The sequence below is a fragment of the Nonomuraea rubra genome (genome assembly GCF_014207985.1).
Classification (GTDB): Bacteria; Actinomycetota; Actinomycetes; order Streptosporangiales; family Streptosporangiaceae; genus Nonomuraea; species Nonomuraea rubra.
The window spans coordinates 9,112,070-9,126,719 of sequence record NZ_JACHMI010000001.1; the positions used below are offsets into that span (position 1 = coordinate 9,112,070).

Genomic DNA, 14,650 nt, shown 5'->3' on the forward strand with positions numbered 1-14,650 from the left:
ATCCGGCCTTGACGATCGCCTGGGTCGCGCTCACCAGAAGGGACGCCTGGCGCTGAGCGGCGAGCGGGCAACCTGGCGGGAGTTCGCCGCCGCCATCACCGCGGCCCTGGGAACACGGCCATGGCCGGCCACGAGCTGATCGCCGCCCAGATCGCTCTCTTGGCCCGACGGCTGCCCGCCTCCGCCGGCGAGGAACTGTCCGACGGGCTGCAGGAGGCCTACGGGGCGCATCTTGCCGGGCTCGATGAACCCTCAAGCGGCTGGGCGCGCGGCAATCGCCGAGTTCGGCGACGCCGAGACCATCGCCGCCGCGTTCGTGCGCGCCTCGCCCTGGCAGCGCGCAGCCCGGGCGATGCCGGCCACCGGCCCGCGCATGGCCGCCGCCTGGGCTGCGATGCTGATCGCCGGTCAGGCGTGGACCTGGCCCGTCCCCTGGCCGGTGACGATGTCCTGCGCGCTCGCGCCTGCGGCCGTTGTCGGCCTGCCGGCCATGGCGGCGCTGGCCCGCAGCGCCCACCGCCGGGTCCGAGCCGCCGCACGCCGCACGGACGGCCTGAGTCTGGGGCGGCGGATGCTCAGCCGATGAGTCGCCGGCCGGGCTGAAGCTCGTGCGCGGCTTGCTCGTGCTGGGCTTGCTCGTGCTGGGCTTGCTCGTGCTGGGCTTGCTCGTGCTGGGCTTGCTCGTGCTGGGCTTGCTCGTGCTGGGCTTGCTCGTGCTGGGCTTGCTCGTGCTGGGCTTGCTCGTGCTGGCCGACGACGATCTCGCCGGCCAGGTGCACACACTCGCCGCAGAACGAGCAGGCCCGCCTGCCGGGATCACGCCTGGCCGGCTTGCGGCCGCGGCGTCCGGGCCGGGGCGGGGGTGGGATGCAGTCGGCGAGTTCCCTCTTGAAGTGGGCGGCCTCAACGCCGAGGTCGTCCAGGATGCGGCGGGCCGAGCAGCCGGGGTCGGTGGCAAGGGTGAACAGCAACGTCAGATTGTCAATCGGGTGTCGACAACCTTTTCTTGTCGCCAGTGTGGCCCGAGTCTGGGTCAGCGGTGGGCGGTCCAGCCGAGCTCGATCATCGCCAGCCGGACGACTTCGAACTCCTCGGCCACCGGGACGACCTCGCCATCGGGATGGGCCGCCTGCCAGGCCGCGGCCGCCTCGCGGGAGGCGAAGAAGTTGCCGAGGTTGCACAGCTGGCGCACGTCGGGGACGGCGTGGCCCGGGCCGCATCCGGGACACCACGGCGGCGGCCGGCTGCAGGCTGGTGATGCCGTCCGGAGTCAGCTCGACGCGGATGGGCGCGCCGGTGGCCGGACAGGCCGATGCGGCCACGCCGGGGCGGCCGAGCACGACGGGGAAGTCGAGGATGTCGCTGGCGCAGAACCCGTACACGGTGCGACCGCCGAAAGTGAAGGCGTGCGGGGTCGGGTGCAGGGTCAGCCCGAACCCGGCGATCCTGCCGCGCGCGTCGTAGTCGGTGCCGGGCTGGCGAGCGAATTCGGCCCGGACCTCCTGCTCGCTCCACCCGCCGGCGGCGGCCAGGTGCTCGATGCCGACCGGCTCGCCGTGCTCGGCCAGCAGCTGCCACAGGGTGAAGGCGATGTCGGGGCGGGTGATCTGGCGGCGGATCAGCGCGAGCAGGCGCTGTGCGTCGTCGGCTGCGGTGGTGGCCATGGGATCTACCTCCTTGCGACGGGCGAGGTGAAGGCCGTTGACCTGCGGATTGGCATCGTCGATCAGCAGGGTGGGCGAGCCGCGCATCTGCCAGCGACCGCGGCCGGCCTGACTACCAAGACCATCCGCTTCTACGAACAAGCCGGGCTGCTACCCCAGCCGCCCCGTACTCCCGCCGGCTACCGCGACTGCCCGGCCGGGGCCGCCGAACGGCTCGCCTTCATCCGCGACACCCAAGCCGCCGGGCTCACCCTGGCCGAGATCCGCAGCGTGCTGGCCATCCGCGACGCCGGACAGCCACCCTGCCACCACGTCACCACGCTGATCGAGGCCCATCTGGAGCAGGTCGAGGCACGTATCGCGGAACTGCTCGCCACCCGCACCGCCTTGCAGAGCCTGCACCAGCGGGCACGAAGCGTCGATCCGGCCGGCTGCGGCCCCGAAGGAATCTGCCGGATCCTGGCCTCCGCGTGACCTCTCAGGCCCCGATGTGCCGTGCAGAGTGATCCCAGGCGCATCTCCCTATCCTCCGGCCCGCTCCGCCGGTGGCTGCGTGCCGGCTCGGCGCGTCAGGTTCGCCGTGGCAGTATCAGGGCGTGCAGGAGCAGCACTACACCGTCGAGAGCCGGCCCGGTGGGCGGGGACGCCTGTTCGTCCCGGTGCCGTTCGATCCGGATGCGGTCTGGGCGCCCAAGCCGGTGCATCATGTGACGGGCACGCTCAACGGCATGGGTATTCGTGCGGTCATCACCGAACATCAGGGGCAGCGCGGGTTCCTGCTCGGTCCCGCCTGGCTGCGGTGCGGGCTGGAGCCAGGCGCGCACGTGACGGTGGTGCTGACTCCGGAAGGGCCACAGCGGGCGGATCTCGCCGAGGATGTCGCTGCTGCGCTGGAAGCCAACCCGGCGGCGGGCGCCTTCTTCGACTCCTTGGCCCAGTTCTACCGGCGGGCCTATCTGCGCTGGATCGATGCCACCAAACGCCGCCCCGAGGTGCGCGCGCAGCGGATCGCCGAAACGATTCGTCTGCTGGAGGCGGGAATCAAGCAGCGCCCTCAGTCCTGAGCGGGTTCCGGGGACGCATGCGGTCGCGACGGAGGGCTCGTGACCCGTTGCGACGTGGCGAGGGAGGGGCTCCGGTCCCCGGCCGGTGAAGGGTCTGACGGCCCTGCACAGATGCGTGCGTTATCCAGGCTGGAGGGTAGGACAACGCTCTGAGCAGGAGCGTTGGAGGCCGAGATGAAACGCTCGGTACTGGCAGGGATCGCGGCCGGCTCGGTGCTGGCGGCGACGGCGGCAAGCGGCACGGCTACGGCCTCGCAGCAGAGTGCCGGGCCGCCCGGTTGGGGCATGATGGCGTCAACCAGCTCGATGCCTGGGGCGAACGTCAGCGATGAGGCCGACTATCTGACCCACATGATCGCCCACCACAAGGAGGCGGTGGCCGCGGCCAAGCAGCTTCAGCGCTCGGGCCGGGCCCAGATGCGCACGTTGGGAGCCTCGATCGTCACCACGCAGAGCGCCGAGATCGCCACGATGAACAGGTGGCTGACCACCTGGTACCGCGGGCATTCGCCGCAGACCGGTTACCGCCCGATGATGCGCGATCTGTCGAAGCTGTCCGGCGATGCGCTGGATGAGGCGTTCCTGCGCGACATGATCCCGCATCACATGATGGCGGTCATGATGTCCCAGCAGCTGCTCATGCACGGAGACGTCCAGCACCCACCGGTCGCCGCCTTCGCCGCCAAGGTACGCGACGCGCAGCACGCCGAGATGGTCCAGATGCAGCAGTATCTGGCCGACTGGTTCGGCGGCGAAGGCATGCCCTGTCCCATGGGGCGCTGACCAGGCCGTCACGGGCTGATGATCGCCGATCATCCCACCTTCAATGCCGCAAGCGCAATGAAGAGTCCGGATCTGTTTCGACGGTACGAACAGGCACTCCTCCCGCACGGCGGGTCACTGAAGGCGATCGACGATCTTCTGAATTTGCTGCACCTGCTGCCCGGTCTCGATCTTCGGGCCAGCTGCTTCGCCTCAGGATTGGCCCCCTGCTGCTGTTCGGTACGCGTCACCGCGATCGCGCCCTGGGCCTCCCCTTGCCGAAGGGCAGAAGTACGAGAGACCCAGGCAGATCGGATGAGGCGAATCCCCAGCGCCCCACTCGGCCGCTCCGATTGCCGGCCGGAACCAACGGGCAGAGCAACGGGTCACGGCCCTGCCGGCGTACAGCGGGCTACGTGGCGGTTTCGGCTGGCTGCAAGCCGACTAGGAGGTTGAAAGCGCCGGTCAGGACATTGAGGGCGACAACGCCGACGATCTCCGCGATGATCCGATCGCTCCAGCCGTGCTTGCGCAACTCGGCGATTTCTTCATCGGTGATGGAGGATGGCTCGGCCAGCACGCGTACGGCGACCGCGATGAGTGCCGCCTCTCTCACGTCGGTGGAGGTGCCCTGCCGGGCCAGCGCGATGTCGGTCTCGCTGAGTCCCACCGCCCGACCGGCCTCGGTGTGCGCCTGGAGGCAGGTACCGCATCCGATCCGTTCCTGAACGGCAAGCGAGATCTTCTCGCTGAGCGTGCGCGGCAGCTTGACGCGTTTCATCGCTCGTGAAAGGTCCAGATATCCCTCCAGCAGCGCCGGCGAGTGGGCCATGGTGGCGACCATGTCGCCGACGCCGCCCCTTCTGCTCACGATGTCAGCCAGCAGATCCTTGGCCTTCCCCGGCGCGTCAGCGGGGTCAAGTGGGGCCAGTCGTCGCATTTCTCCTCCTCAACGTGCCATGGATGTACCATACCCCCCTAGGGTACATTGGAGAAGTGGTGGAGCGACGACTCATCGAGCACCTGTCCCGCCGGCTCGGCAGCTGGCCACCGGTCGGCGCATTGCACATCATCGGCGAGCCCGGACGTGATCGCCCTGCCTGGGACGGCAAGATTCATCCGGTCCTCGGGGTGTCGAGCCCCGAGGGCGGCGTGCTGTCCGTCCCGCCGCGCACGACCGAAGCCGTGGCGGCCGCCTATGCCATGGACACCGGCCTCGCTGTACTCGGGCCACGGATACCCGCCATGGCCGGCTTTCCAGAACGGGGCCGGTTCGCCGCCGTCCATCGGTGGACGACCCGCCCTGCGCTCCTTCCGGACGCGGGAGTCTGGCTGCCTGCCGACGATCCTGAGGTCCCCGCCGACCGTCCTTCAGGCCGGCCCCGAGGACCTGCACGCGGGCAGCATCCTGATCCGGGGCGGCAGCGTGGTCAGATCGCTCGCGGCCATCTGCGACTACTGCTGGACGACCGCCTCGGAGCCGGAGGACGTGCCGCGTTCCGCCGATGGCGTCTCACTCACCGAACAGCAGCTCGCGGTGCTGCGCATGCTGGCCGCCGGCGCGAAGGCCTCCGCCATCGCGAGGAGCATGGGCGTCTCCACCCGCACCATCACCCGCCTGGTGAGCGAGCTGACGGCGATGCTGGGAGCGAGCAGCCGTTCCAGGCAGGGGTGCGGGCGGCACGGCTCGGCTGGCTCGACGCCGGCTGACCGGCGAACCACCATCACGCGGACAGCGGAAGGTCAGGCGGCTCGCCGGACGGCGAGGAAGCTGGCAGTCTGTCCTGCCCTGGCGAGGCTTGCCCCGCTTCCGTGGTCCGCCGCTCGCAGGACGGTGCCCGCGAGCGTCGTCCGCTGGCCGAGGCCGGCCTCCCAGCGCCGCAGGACGGTGCCGTCGTACTCGTAGTGGAAGTCCGCGATGGGGGTGGCCGGGCGGCCCTTGCCGGTGAGCTGGAACCGCAGCGGATCCGCGGCGGACGCCTTGCCGGTGAGGTCCATGACCAGTGGTTGCGACCCAGAGGAGAAGAGCAGGAACCCGCTGAGGGCTCCCCCGGGGTCGGCGGACAGTCTCAGTTCGAGCTGCCCGAAGCGGAGCCGGTTGAAGTCGTCCACCGGGTCCGGCACGTCGAGGAAGCTCCGGTAGGTGTACGTGCCCGTCAGGGCGGCGATGTCCATGACTGGTCAGTCCTGGACGAGGAAGGGCGCGGGCTCGGGAACGGCGTTCTCCCGCAAGGCTCGGACGGTGTCCTCGAGGTCGCGGACGTGCGACCGCAGGCCGGCGCCGGAGCGGTCGCGCAGGGCCAGTTCGGCCACGGTGTGGTGGTGATGGTGTCCCGGCCCCATCCACGGCGGGTCGAACGACCAGGGCACCGGCCCGGTCAGCTCGTTGGCCCGCATCCAGTCGTCGATTCGGGCGTCGACCCAGCCGTGCAGCTTCCAGAAGATCGGATTCACGTGGCTGGAGTAGGTGTCGGCCAGCCAGTCGTAGCCGGGCACGTCCCACTGCGGGTCCACGTCGAACGCCGAACCGCTCGGCCGGTAGCGTGGCAGCTCGGCCGCCCAGCGCAGGTGCAGAGTGTTGTGGATGCGGAACTCGATGAACGCGCCGAGCCGGCCGAGGGTGATGCCGCGCAGCACCGCCGGGTCCCGCACCTGGGCCTCCCGTTCCCCGAGCCGCTCCAGCGTCGCGGCGGACTTGGCCTGCTCGATCTGCCGGGTCGTCTCCTCGCTCCCGGGGACGGTGAACGGCGGCGGGACGGGGAACTCGGCGTCGCCGGCTGCCGGTATGGACGGCCATCCCACCACCCGGTCGCCCGAGCCGACGAGGATCCCGTTCACGGTGCGGATCATCTCCCGGTGCATGTACAGGAAGTCCTCGCCCGAGCCGTTGTCGAACTCGACCTGCTGATCCCTCGTCAGCGACGGGCGCGGCGGCTCCCACCCGTGATCGCGGTACACCTTGCGTTGCGCTTCGTTCAGCCGTTGCCAGGTGTCGCGGGAGGCATGCCAGACGGCATGGTGCAGGCGTACGGCCCGGTCGGCCATGGCTTCGATCACTTGCCGGGGCAGTGTGGCCATCTCATCCTCCTCGTGCTCCACAGCGAGGCTAGGCCGGAGCAGCAAGACAAGGGATGAGTACACCCATACTCAAAAGCGGCCTCAGATTCAAACGATCAACGCAACACTGCAGGTGGATGGGTGGATCGTGGCTCGGATGGGTCGGCCGGGAAGGTCGGACGCGATGAAAGAGGACTTGTGGCGGCGGTGGCCGGCCCTTGCAGCCCTGCCAGCTTCCTTGGTCGATCTGTCGGCTACAAGGCAGATGGGTGCGATGTCTCATCCGTCAGGCGTTGGGGTGCGCGGCGGCCATGACGCCGTGTACGGCTTGGGCGATGCGGTCGGCGGCCTGATCGGGGTCGGGTTGGCCGGCGTCCAGCCAGGCGATGACGGCCTCCAGGGTGAAGCCGGGGATGAGGTTGGCGGCCCAGTCCAGCCAAGGGCCTTCGGGGATGGCGCGGGCGAGGTTTCGGCGGCCGACTTCTCGGGAGGCGGCGGTGAGGGAGTCGATCAGGTCGCGGAAGTCGGGCTCGCGGGCGGCGTAGCGGAAGAGTAGCCGGAACCCGTCCGGGTCGGCGGCGGCGGCGCGCAGCAGGGCGGGGATGGCGTCGTCGCCGAAGTCGTCGGCGCCGGTGGCTTCGGCCAGCCGTACGCAGGCCCGGTCGAGGACGGCGCGGTAAAGGTCGGCTTTGGAGTCGAAATGCCGATACAGCATCGCCCGGGTCAATTCGGCCTCGGTGGCGATGTCGTCCAGGCCGGTGGCGGCGTATCCGGCTCGCGCGAAGGCGCGGGTGGCCGCGTCCAGGATCTGCTCGCGCCGCTCCGCGCGGCGCAGTCGCCGCACCGGCCGAACCGCGACGTCCTCGTTGCCGGTCGAGTCGGGGTTGCTCATCCCACCTCCACTTGTAGAAGCAAAAGTCTACATGTAGCTTTTTAGACATCAGAGTATACAAATCTGCGTCTACCTCACGGAGGAGTCATGTCCGGACCCGTTCAGCTTCCGTACGCGCAACCTGACCCGATGCGGCCCGCGCCGCTGCTACGCGAGCTGCAGGCCCGCACTCCGATCCATGCCATCCGCACTGCGGTCGGTGATCCCGGCTGGCAGGTCACCGGGTACGAGGAGGTGCGCCGGTTGCTGGACGACGACCGGCTCGGCCGCGCTCACCGCGAGCCGGACCAGGCCTCCCGGACGGGAGAATCGGCCATGTTCGGCGGCCCGCTGGGCGACTTCGACACCGAGCAGGCCGACCACCGGCGCATGCGCTCCCTGCTGCAGCCGCACTTCTCGCCCAAGCGGATGCGCGCCCTGCGCGCCCGGGTCGAGACGCTCACCGCGGGCCTGCTGGACGAGCTGGCCGCCGCCGGACCGCCCGCCGACCTGCACGCCGCGCTGGCACTGCCGCTGCCCATCGCCGTCATCTGCGAACTGCTCGGGGTGCCGTACGAGGACCGCGCCCAGTTCCGGGCCTGGACCCAGGCCGCCGGCGACATCACCGACCGGGCCCGCTCCGAGCAGGGGCTGGCCGAGCTGTTCGGCTACGGGCAGCAGCTGGTGGCTCGCAAGAGGGCCGCGGGCGACACGGACGCCGATGTGATCTCACGGCTGGCCGCCACCGACGGGGTCAGCGACGACGAGGCGGCCGCGATGGGCATGTTCCTGCTGTTCGCGGGGCACGAGACGACGGTCGCCGCGATCGACGAGGGGGCGCTGTGGTTGCTGGCCTACCCGGAGCAGTGGCAGGCTCTGGTGGCGGACCCGTCCCGGGTCGGCGCGGCGGTGGAGGAGATCCTGCGCGCGCCCGGCCTGGGCGGCGGTGGCATCCCGCGCTACGCGCGAACCGATCTGGACATCGCCGGGGTGCAGGTGCGCGCCGGTGATCTGGTGCTGCTGGACAACGGCGCGGCCAATCATGACGCCACGGTCTTCGAAGACCCCGACCGCTTCGACATCGGCCGTGCCGCCGTACCCCATCTGAGCTTCGGGCACGGCGCCCGCTACTGCATCGGCGCCCCGCTGGCCCGCATCGAACTCCAAGTGGTCTTCTCCCAGCTCGTCGCCCGCTTCCCCACCCTGAGGCCGGGGTGTGCGGCAGATGAGCTGACCTTCAACGCGAACGTACTGACCGGCGGCCTGACCGCCCTGCCCGTCACCTGGTGACCGCCATGACGAAGACGAACGCGCGGCGGCCGTTCTTCGGCCGGATGTATCCGAGGATGGCCCGCGCTCTGGACGAGGGCGGCATGGCCGGACGCCGCCGCGACCTGCTGGCCGGCCTGACCGGCGAGGTGGTCGAGGTGGGAGCCGGGCACGGCGTCAACTTCGCGCTCTATCCCGCGGAGGTGACCCGGCTGGTGGCGGTGGAGCCGGAACCGCGGCTGCGGGAACAGGCCCGCATCGCCGGCGCCGGTGCCACGATCTCCGTCGAGGTGGTGCCCGGCCTGGCCGACCGGCTCCCGCCGGCTGATCACAGCGTGGACGCGGTGGTGTTCTGCCTGGTGCTGTGCTCGCTGCCTGACGTCGGGGCGGCGCTGGCCGAGGCGAGGCGGGTGCTCAAGCCGGGCGGGCAGGTGCGGTTCCTGGAGCACGTCCGTGCCGGCACACCCGCGATGGTCCGGGTGCAGCGGGTCCTGGATGCCACCGTCTGGCCGCATCTGGCCGGTGGATGCCACACCGGCCGCGACACTCTGGCAGAGATCGAACGAGCCGGGTTCACCCTGGAAGACGTCGAGCGTTTCCTGCTTCCGGAGGCACGCACCCCGTTCTCGTTCCATGTCCTCGGTGCCGCCACACTCCGCGTGTAGCAGGCGAGCGGCAGGCGCCGCGCCGCTCGCCGATCCGCTGATCACCAGGACGGTACGGGTCCGCGACGGCATGCCAGGGGTCACCGACGGCCCCTTCCTGGACTCCAAGGAGCACCTGGCCGGCTACTTCGTCATCGACTGCGAGAGCCTCGAACGCGCGACCGAGATCGCGGCGCGCTTTCCCGACGCCCGGTACAGCGCGGTGGAGGTCAGGCCGATCATGGACCCGTCCGGGTTCGAGATGTGAGCGGCACCAGCACCGCCGAGGACCTGCTGCGCCGGCTCGCTCCGCAGGCCCTCGGCACGCTCATCCGCCGGTACGGCGACTTCGACGCCTGCGAGGACGCGGTCCAGGAGGCGCTGCTGGCCGCCTCCGTGCAATGGCCCGGCCAGGGCGTCCCGGACCATCCGGCCACATGGCTGATCACGGTCGCCACCCGCCGCCTCGCCGGCGCCCACCGCAGCGAGACCGCCCGCCGGCGGCGCGCAACCCTCGCCGCCGCACTGGAGGCCGGCCCCGCGGCGGGCGCCTTCTCCGGCTCCCTCGCCTACCGGCGCTGGATCGCGATGCCATCAAGGCCGGTCCAAGGCGAACAGGGCGACCAGTTCATGATGGCATGCGCAGCAGATCTTCCTCTGGATGGGTCCTGTCACGATGGAACGACCCCGAGCGCAGCTGCCCGGGGCCGTTCCGTAGGTTTCGGTTACTTGAACCGGCGCAGGCGGAGGCTGTTGCTCACCACGAACACGCTGGAGAACGCCATCGCGGCGCCCGCGATCATCGGGTTGAGCAGGCCGAGTGCCGCCAGCGGCAGGGCGGCCACGTTGTAGGCGAACGCCCAGAACAGGTTGCCCTTGATCGTCGACAGGGTACGGCGGGACAGCCTGATCGCGTCGGCCGCCACCCGCAGGTCACCCCTGACCAGGGTCAGGTCACTCGCCTCGATGGCGGCGTCGGTACCGGTGCCCATCGCGAGCCCGAGGTCGGCCTGGGCCAGTGCGGCGGCGTCGTTGACCCCGTCGCCCACCATGGCCACGACCCTGCCCTCCGACTGCAGCTCCTTGACCACGTCCACCTTGTCGGCGGGCAGGACCTCGGCGATCACCTCGTCGATGCCCACCTCGGCCGCCACGGTCTTGGCCACGGCCTCGTTGTCGCCGGTCAGCAGCACGGGGGTGAGCCCGAGCGCGCGGAGCCGGGTGATGGCCTCCTTGCTGGTCGGCTTGACCACATCGGCCACCACGAGCACCGCGCGGGCCTGGCCGTCCCAGCCGACCGCGACCGCGGTACGGCCGGCGGCCTGCGCGGCATGCAGGGAACGCTCCAGCTCCGGGGTCAGGTGCTGGGACCACTCCTCCAACAGCCGGGGGCGTCCGACCAGAACGGCGTGGCCGTCCACGATGCCCTGGACACCGAGGCCCTCGACGTTGGCGAAGTCCTCAGGGGTGGGCAGCTCGCCGACACGGGCCGTGGCGCCCTTGGCGACGGCCTGGGCGATGGGGTGCTCGGAGGCGTGCTCCAGCGCGCCGGCCAGGCGCAGCACCTCGGCCTCGTCCTCACCGTCGGCGACGTGGACGCCGGTGAGGGTCATGCGACCCTCGGTGACCGTGCCGGTCTTGTCCAGCACCACCATGTCGATCCTGCGGGTGGACTCCAGCACCTCAGGACCCTTGATCAGGATGCCGAGCTGGGCGCCCCTGCCCGTGCCGACCAGCAGCGCCGTCGGCGTGGCCAGGCCGAGCGCGCAGGGGCAGGCGATGATCAGGACCGCGACCGCGGCGGTGAACGCCGCGCCGACGCCGTCGCCGGTGCCGAGCCAGAAGCCGAGCGTGCCGAGGGCCAGCGCGATCACAATCGGAACGAAGATCCCGGAGATGCGGTCGGCCAGCCGCTGCACGGCCGCTTTGCCGGTCTGGGCGTCCTCCACGAGCTTGGCCATCTGGGCGAGCTGGGTGTCGGCGCCGACCCGGGTGGCGCGCACGACGAGCCTGCCGCCGGCGTTCACGGTGGCGCCGGTGACGGCGTCGCCCGTCCGGACCTCCACCGGCACGGACTCGCCGGTCAGCATGGAGGCGTCGACCGCCGACGTGCCCTCCTCGATGACACCGTCCGTGGCGATCTTCTCGCCGGGCCGGACGACGAACCTGTCCCCCACCGTCAGCTGCTCGGCCGGGATGCGCGCCTCCACCCCGTCGCGCAGCACCGCGACGTCCTTGGCTCCGAGCTCCAGCAGCGCGCGGAGCGCGGCACCCGCCCGCCTCTTGGAGCGGGACTCGAAGTAGCGCCCGGCCAGGATGAACGCGGTGACGCCCGCCGCGGCTTCCAGGTAGATGTTGCCGGAGCCGTCGGTGCGCTCGATGGTGAACGCGAACGGGTGCGTCATGCCCGGCGTGCCCGCCGTGCCGAAGAACAGGGCCCACAGGGACCAGCCGAGCGCGGCGATGGTGCCCAGCGAGATCAGCGTGTCCATGGTGGCGGCGCCGTGCCGCAGGTTGGTCCAGGCGGCCTTGTGGAACGGCCAGCCGGCGTACACCACCACCGGCGCGGCCAGCACCAGCGACAGCCACTGCCAGTTGGTGAACTGCAGCGGCGGGATCATCGCCATCGCGATCACCGGCACCGCGAGTACCACCGAGGTGATGAGGCGGTTGCGCAGCGGCCGGAGTTCGTCCTCCGGCTCCTGCTCGGCCGCCTCCGCCTTCGGCGGGGCGGGCAGCGCGGCGGTGTAACCGGCCTTCTCCACCTCGGCGATCAGCTGCTGCGGGTCCACTCCTTCGGGGAAGGAGACCTTCGCCTTCTCCGTGGCGTAGTTGACCGTCGCGGTCACGCCGTCCAGCTTGTTCAGCTTGCGCTCGATGCGGTTGGCGCAGGAGGCGCAGGTCATGCCGCCGATCGAGAGTTCGACCGCGTTCTGCCGGTCATCGGTGACCGAGGTCATCACCGTGCTCCTTTCTCTCGTTCAGTGGCTGTGGCCGTCGGCGTCGTGCCCGCTCGGGGTGGCCGTCGGAGCCGCCTTGGGAAGGGTGGGCTGCTCTCCGGCGCCGAGGGTGAAGTCGGCGGTGCGGACCTTGCCGTCGTGCTGGAAGTCCAGGAACAGGCGGTAGTCGCCGGTGCTGGGCACTTCGGCGTAGAAGACGATCTCGGGGCCCGCCGGGGTCTTGCCGTCGCCGGGCTCGCCGTCGGGGTGGACGTGCAGGTAGGCGAGGTCCCTGGCGCGCAGGGCGACCAGGTGGCCGTAGGCGCCGAGGTAGGGCTGCAGGTCGGTGACGGGCTTGCCGTCCTTGGCGACCTTGAGGGTGAGCTTGCTCGACTGCCCGGGGGTCAGGTCGCCGTCGAGGGTGACGGTGTAGCCGTCCACGGTCGCGGTGCGGCTCTCCTCGGGCAGGGCCTTGGGCTCGTAGTCGCCCGCCACTGCCAGGTCCGTGCCCAGGGTCAGGGCCTGGCCGCCGGTCGGGACGAAGTCGGCGAACGCGCGGTACAGGCCGGCGTCCGGCAGCGTCAGCTTGACCGACCAGACGCCGTCGCCCGCCTCGGCGGGGTGCAGGTGCTGGAAGCTGCCCAGGTCGCGGGAGACCACGATGAAGTGCAGCTTCTTGTCGTGCTCGACCTGGTAGTCGGTGACCGGTTTGCCGTCGGGGCCGGTCACGGTGAACTGGAAGTCTGTGGCCTCACCGGGCTTGATCGTTTCGGTGAGCGGGACGAGGGTGTACCCGTTCTCGGACACTTGGAGCCCCCCAGGGGTATCACTGTCTGCCTGCTGGGTGGCGTGCTGGTCGTGTTCGGCGCTCGCGACAGGGGCTGCGGTCATCGCGCTGTGGTCCTCGGCCGCCGGCGTCCCGATGGGGCCCACCGCCTTGCCCGCGCCCAGGGCGCCGCCGAAGACGACGGCCAGTCCCAGGACGTAGGCGCCGAGCTTGGCCGCCGCGTTCACGACTGATTCGCCACTTCGTATCCGGCCTCCTCGACGGCGGCAATGATCTTCGCCGCGTCGACGGGGCCGTCGCTGTCAACGGTCAGCAGCCCGGTGGCCAGGTCCACCTCGACGCCGGTCACACCGGCGACTTCGCCGACCTCTTCCTTGACCGAGCTGACGCAGTGGCCGCAGGTCATGCCCTTGACGGTGTAGGTGCTGGTGCTCATAGCGATCTCTCCTTCAATCCAGTCAGGAACGGACAAGTCTGGCGATGGCGTCGGAGGCTTCCTTGACCTTCGCCTCCGCCTCGGGGCCGCCCTTCTGGGTGGCCTCGGCGACGCAGTGGGCCAGGTGCTCCTCCAGCAGCGACAGCGAGAACGCCTTGAGCGCGCTGGTCGCCGCGGACACCTGGGTCAGGATGTCGATGCAGTACTTGTCCTCGTCGACCATGCGCTGCAGGCCGCGAACCTGCCCCTCGATGCGGCGCAGGCGCATCGCGTGGTCCTGCTTGTTTCCGGTGTATCCGGCCATGTCCAGCCCTCCCATCGGTTCGTCGCCGGGAATAACACCATACCCCCCTATGGTATTCCCAGCAAGCGGGCGACCGGTGAGAGCCGGGCACGCGCGTCGAACCACGAGATTCGGGAGATTCAGACGCCGCACATCATCCGCAGGCCAGGCGTACCGGGAGGGACGAGGCTCGCCGCCTTCCTCGCCGCGGTCCACGTCGCCAACGACGCCATCACCGCGATGCTGGGCGCCCCGCTCCCCACCTTGCAGGCCCGGTTCGGGCTGGGGCCGGCGATCCTGGCCCTGATCGTCGCGGTCCATTCGATCGCGTCGTAGGTGACACAGCCGTTCTTCGGCACGGTGGCCGGGGTACGCAGTTTGCGGCTGGTCGGCGCCATCGGTGTGCTGCCGGCCTCGCCGTTCCTGAGCCTGATCGGCGGCGTCCTGGCACCACGCCTGGGACACCGGCGGGTGCTGACCGGCTCCCTGATGGCCGCGGCCGTGCCGCTGCTCGCGGTGGCCTGGCTGGAGCCCGGCGGTGTGCCGTACTTCACCGCGGCCGCTCTGGCAGGTGCGTTCCTGTACCTGAGCAGCCCGATCAACGTGGTGATCGCGCACCCTGCGGCGGCAGCCGGGACCGTTCTGGGTCTGTCGGCCGCTCCCGCGGGCGCGCTGTACGTGGTGCTGGGCTGGGTCCAGGAGCTCATCGGCCTCACAGCCGGCATGACCATCGGTTTCGCGCTCGTCATTCCGTCGGCTGCGATCTCCCTCGCCGCGCGCCGGCGGCACCGATGGCACTTGACAGATACCCCCTAGTGGTATTCATTGGCTCTCCGATACCCCCGGGCCGTATACCGGAGCGGCAGTCGGGCTC

General features: G+C 70.5%; 19 protein-coding genes and 3 pseudogenes. 11 read left to right on the forward strand and 11 right to left on the reverse strand.

Features of this window, described 5'->3' with window-relative positions; translation table 11 throughout:
* Positions 1-244 precede the first annotated feature (244 nt).
* On the forward strand, positions 245-586 hold the full coding sequence (locus tag HD593_RS41555) for a hypothetical protein (protein ID WP_185107887.1): 342 nt from the start codon (positions 245-247) through the stop codon (positions 584-586).
* Here the strand turns inward: HD593_RS41555 and HD593_RS62465 are convergent.
* The 3 genes and pseudogenes from HD593_RS62465 to merB (HD593_RS65380) all read right to left on the reverse strand — a co-directional run.
* Positions 576-971, reverse strand: coding sequence for a hypothetical protein (locus HD593_RS62465; protein WP_185107889.1), 396 nt, complete (start codon positions 969-971; stop codon positions 576-578). The two genes, HD593_RS41555 and HD593_RS62465, sit on opposite strands and share 11 nt — an antisense overlap.
* 62 nt (positions 972-1,033) lie before the next feature.
* The gene (merB, locus tag HD593_RS63850; RefSeq protein WP_312904087.1) at positions 1,034-1,192 is read right to left on the reverse strand and encodes an organomercurial lyase; all 159 of its coding nucleotides are present in this window, start codon (positions 1,190-1,192) and stop codon (positions 1,034-1,036) included.
* 79 nt (positions 1,193-1,271) lie between these two features.
* Positions 1,272-1,751: pseudogene (gene merB / locus HD593_RS65380) on the reverse strand (organomercurial lyase); the annotation flags it as partial.
* On the opposite strand from merB (HD593_RS65380), the gene HD593_RS65385 reads away from it, so the two are divergent.
* The 3 genes from HD593_RS65385 to HD593_RS41580 all read left to right on the forward strand — a co-directional run bounded on the left by HD593_RS65385 (position 1,692) and on the right by HD593_RS41580 (position 3,511).
* Positions 1,692-2,138, forward strand: a complete 447-nt coding sequence (locus HD593_RS65385; protein ID WP_350668885.1) for a heavy metal-responsive transcriptional regulator — start codon at positions 1,692-1,694, stop codon at positions 2,136-2,138. The pseudogene merB (HD593_RS65380) and the gene HD593_RS65385 overlap by 60 nt on opposite strands.
* Before the next feature lie 122 nt (positions 2,139-2,260).
* Entirely contained in the window at positions 2,261-2,728 is a 468-nt protein-coding gene (locus tag HD593_RS41575; RefSeq protein WP_221525251.1) for a YdeI/OmpD-associated family protein, read from the forward strand.
* Between the two features lie 174 nt (positions 2,729-2,902).
* Positions 2,903-3,511, forward strand: coding sequence for a DUF305 domain-containing protein (locus HD593_RS41580; protein WP_185107892.1), 609 nt, complete (start codon positions 2,903-2,905; stop codon positions 3,509-3,511).
* A gap of 391 nt (positions 3,512-3,902) precedes the next feature.
* On the opposite strand, the gene HD593_RS41585 is transcribed toward HD593_RS41580, so the two are convergent.
* Entirely contained in the window at positions 3,903-4,430 is a 528-nt protein-coding gene (locus tag HD593_RS41585; protein WP_185107893.1) for a carboxymuconolactone decarboxylase family protein, read from the reverse strand.
* Between the two features lie 606 nt (positions 4,431-5,036).
* Here HD593_RS41585 and HD593_RS65390 point away from each other — a divergent pair.
* Positions 5,037-5,093, forward strand: a pseudogene (locus HD593_RS65390) (hypothetical protein); the annotation flags it as partial.
* Between the two features lie 140 nt (positions 5,094-5,233).
* Here HD593_RS65390 and HD593_RS62480 read toward each other — a convergent pair.
* From HD593_RS62480 to HD593_RS41600, 3 genes are all read right to left on the reverse strand, one after another.
* Positions 5,234-5,665: a hypothetical protein gene (locus HD593_RS62480; RefSeq protein WP_246547001.1), complete on the reverse strand. Its 432-nt coding sequence runs from the start codon at positions 5,663-5,665 to the stop codon at positions 5,234-5,236.
* Between the two features lie 6 nt (positions 5,666-5,671).
* The gene (locus HD593_RS41595; RefSeq protein WP_185107897.1) at positions 5,672-6,568 is read right to left on the reverse strand and encodes a Tat pathway signal protein; all 897 of its coding nucleotides are present in this window, start codon (positions 6,566-6,568) and stop codon (positions 5,672-5,674) included.
* A gap of 265 nt (positions 6,569-6,833) precedes the next feature.
* Entirely contained in the window at positions 6,834-7,439 is a 606-nt protein-coding gene (locus HD593_RS41600) for a TetR/AcrR family transcriptional regulator (protein ID WP_185107899.1), read from the reverse strand.
* Positions 7,440-7,526: 87 nt separating this feature from the next.
* Between HD593_RS41600 and HD593_RS41605 the strand changes: the two genes are divergently transcribed.
* The 4 genes and pseudogenes from HD593_RS41605 to HD593_RS62490 all read left to right on the forward strand — a co-directional run.
* Positions 7,527-8,708, forward strand: coding sequence for a cytochrome P450 (locus HD593_RS41605; RefSeq protein WP_185107901.1), 1,182 nt, complete (start codon positions 7,527-7,529; stop codon positions 8,706-8,708).
* A gap of 5 nt (positions 8,709-8,713) precedes the next feature.
* Positions 8,714-9,352, forward strand: a complete 639-nt coding sequence (locus HD593_RS41610) for a class I SAM-dependent methyltransferase (RefSeq protein ID WP_185107903.1) — start codon at positions 8,714-8,716, stop codon at positions 9,350-9,352.
* Positions 9,330-9,599, forward strand: a complete 270-nt coding sequence (locus HD593_RS62485) for a YciI family protein (protein ID WP_312904091.1) — start codon at positions 9,330-9,332, stop codon at positions 9,597-9,599. The genes HD593_RS41610 and HD593_RS62485 overlap by 23 nt, the downstream gene beginning before the upstream one ends.
* Positions 9,596-9,808, forward strand: a pseudogene (locus HD593_RS62490) (sigma factor); the annotation flags it as partial. The gene HD593_RS62485 and the pseudogene HD593_RS62490, both read left to right, overlap by 4 nt.
* Positions 9,809-10,056: 248 nt before the next feature.
* Here HD593_RS62490 and HD593_RS41625 read toward each other — a convergent pair.
* The 4 genes from HD593_RS41625 to HD593_RS41640 are packed head-to-tail and all read right to left on the reverse strand — an operon-like array spanning position 10,057 to position 13,797.
* Positions 10,057-12,291: a heavy metal translocating P-type ATPase gene (locus HD593_RS41625; protein ID WP_185107907.1), complete on the reverse strand. Its 2,235-nt coding sequence runs from the start codon at positions 12,289-12,291 to the stop codon at positions 10,057-10,059.
* 21 nt (positions 12,292-12,312) lie between these two features.
* Positions 12,313-13,284 (reverse strand): hypothetical protein, encoded by a 972-nt coding sequence (locus tag HD593_RS41630; RefSeq protein WP_185107909.1) that lies wholly within the window; start codon positions 13,282-13,284, stop codon positions 12,313-12,315.
* Positions 13,281-13,493: a heavy-metal-associated domain-containing protein gene (locus tag HD593_RS41635; RefSeq protein ID WP_185107911.1), complete on the reverse strand. Its 213-nt coding sequence runs from the start codon at positions 13,491-13,493 to the stop codon at positions 13,281-13,283. Before HD593_RS41635 ends, HD593_RS41630 begins: the two co-directional genes overlap by 4 nt.
* A 22-nt stretch (positions 13,494-13,515) precedes the next feature.
* Positions 13,516-13,797: a metal-sensitive transcriptional regulator gene (locus HD593_RS41640; protein WP_185107913.1), complete on the reverse strand. Its 282-nt coding sequence runs from the start codon at positions 13,795-13,797 to the stop codon at positions 13,516-13,518.
* Between HD593_RS41640 and HD593_RS41645 the strand changes: the two genes are divergently transcribed.
* Positions 13,765-14,112, forward strand: a complete 348-nt coding sequence (locus tag HD593_RS41645) for a hypothetical protein (RefSeq protein ID WP_185107915.1) — start codon at positions 13,765-13,767, stop codon at positions 14,110-14,112. The genes HD593_RS41640 and HD593_RS41645 overlap by 33 nt on opposite strands.
* Positions 14,113-14,592, forward strand: a complete 480-nt coding sequence (locus HD593_RS41650) for an MFS transporter (protein WP_185107917.1) — start codon at positions 14,113-14,115, stop codon at positions 14,590-14,592.
* Positions 14,593-14,650 lie beyond the last annotated feature (58 nt).

What these genes read in the sequence shown, in the direction of transcription:
- HD593_RS41555 (WP_185107887.1), top strand. Translation starts at nt 245, where the DNA reads ATGAACCCTCAAGCGGCTGGGCGCGCGGCAATCGCCGAGTTCGGCGAC.
- HD593_RS41580 (WP_185107892.1), top strand. Translation starts at nt 2,903, where the DNA reads ATGAAACGCTCGGTACTGGCAGGGATCGCGGCCGGCTCGGTGCTGGCG.
- HD593_RS41585 (WP_185107893.1), bottom strand. Translation starts at nt 4,430, where the DNA reads ATGCGACGACTGGCCCCACTTGACCCCGCTGACGCGCCGGGGAAGGCC.
- HD593_RS62480 (WP_246547001.1), bottom strand. Translation starts at nt 5,665, where the DNA reads ATGGACATCGCCGCCCTGACGGGCACGTACACCTACCGGAGCTTCCTC.
- HD593_RS41595 (WP_185107897.1), bottom strand. Translation starts at nt 6,568, where the DNA reads ATGGCCACACTGCCCCGGCAAGTGATCGAAGCCATGGCCGACCGGGCC.
- HD593_RS41600 (WP_185107899.1), bottom strand. Translation starts at nt 7,439, where the DNA reads ATGAGCAACCCCGACTCGACCGGCAACGAGGACGTCGCGGTTCGGCCG.
- HD593_RS41605 (WP_185107901.1), top strand. Translation starts at nt 7,527, where the DNA reads ATGTCCGGACCCGTTCAGCTTCCGTACGCGCAACCTGACCCGATGCGG.
- HD593_RS41610 (WP_185107903.1), top strand. Translation starts at nt 8,714, where the DNA reads ATGACGAAGACGAACGCGCGGCGGCCGTTCTTCGGCCGGATGTATCCG.
- HD593_RS41625 (WP_185107907.1), bottom strand. Translation starts at nt 12,291, where the DNA reads ATGACCTCGGTCACCGATGACCGGCAGAACGCGGTCGAACTCTCGATC.
- HD593_RS41635 (WP_185107911.1), bottom strand. Translation starts at nt 13,493, where the DNA reads ATGAGCACCAGCACCTACACCGTCAAGGGCATGACCTGCGGCCACTGC.
- HD593_RS41640 (WP_185107913.1), bottom strand. Translation starts at nt 13,797, where the DNA reads ATGGCCGGATACACCGGAAACAAGCAGGACCACGCGATGCGCCTGCGC.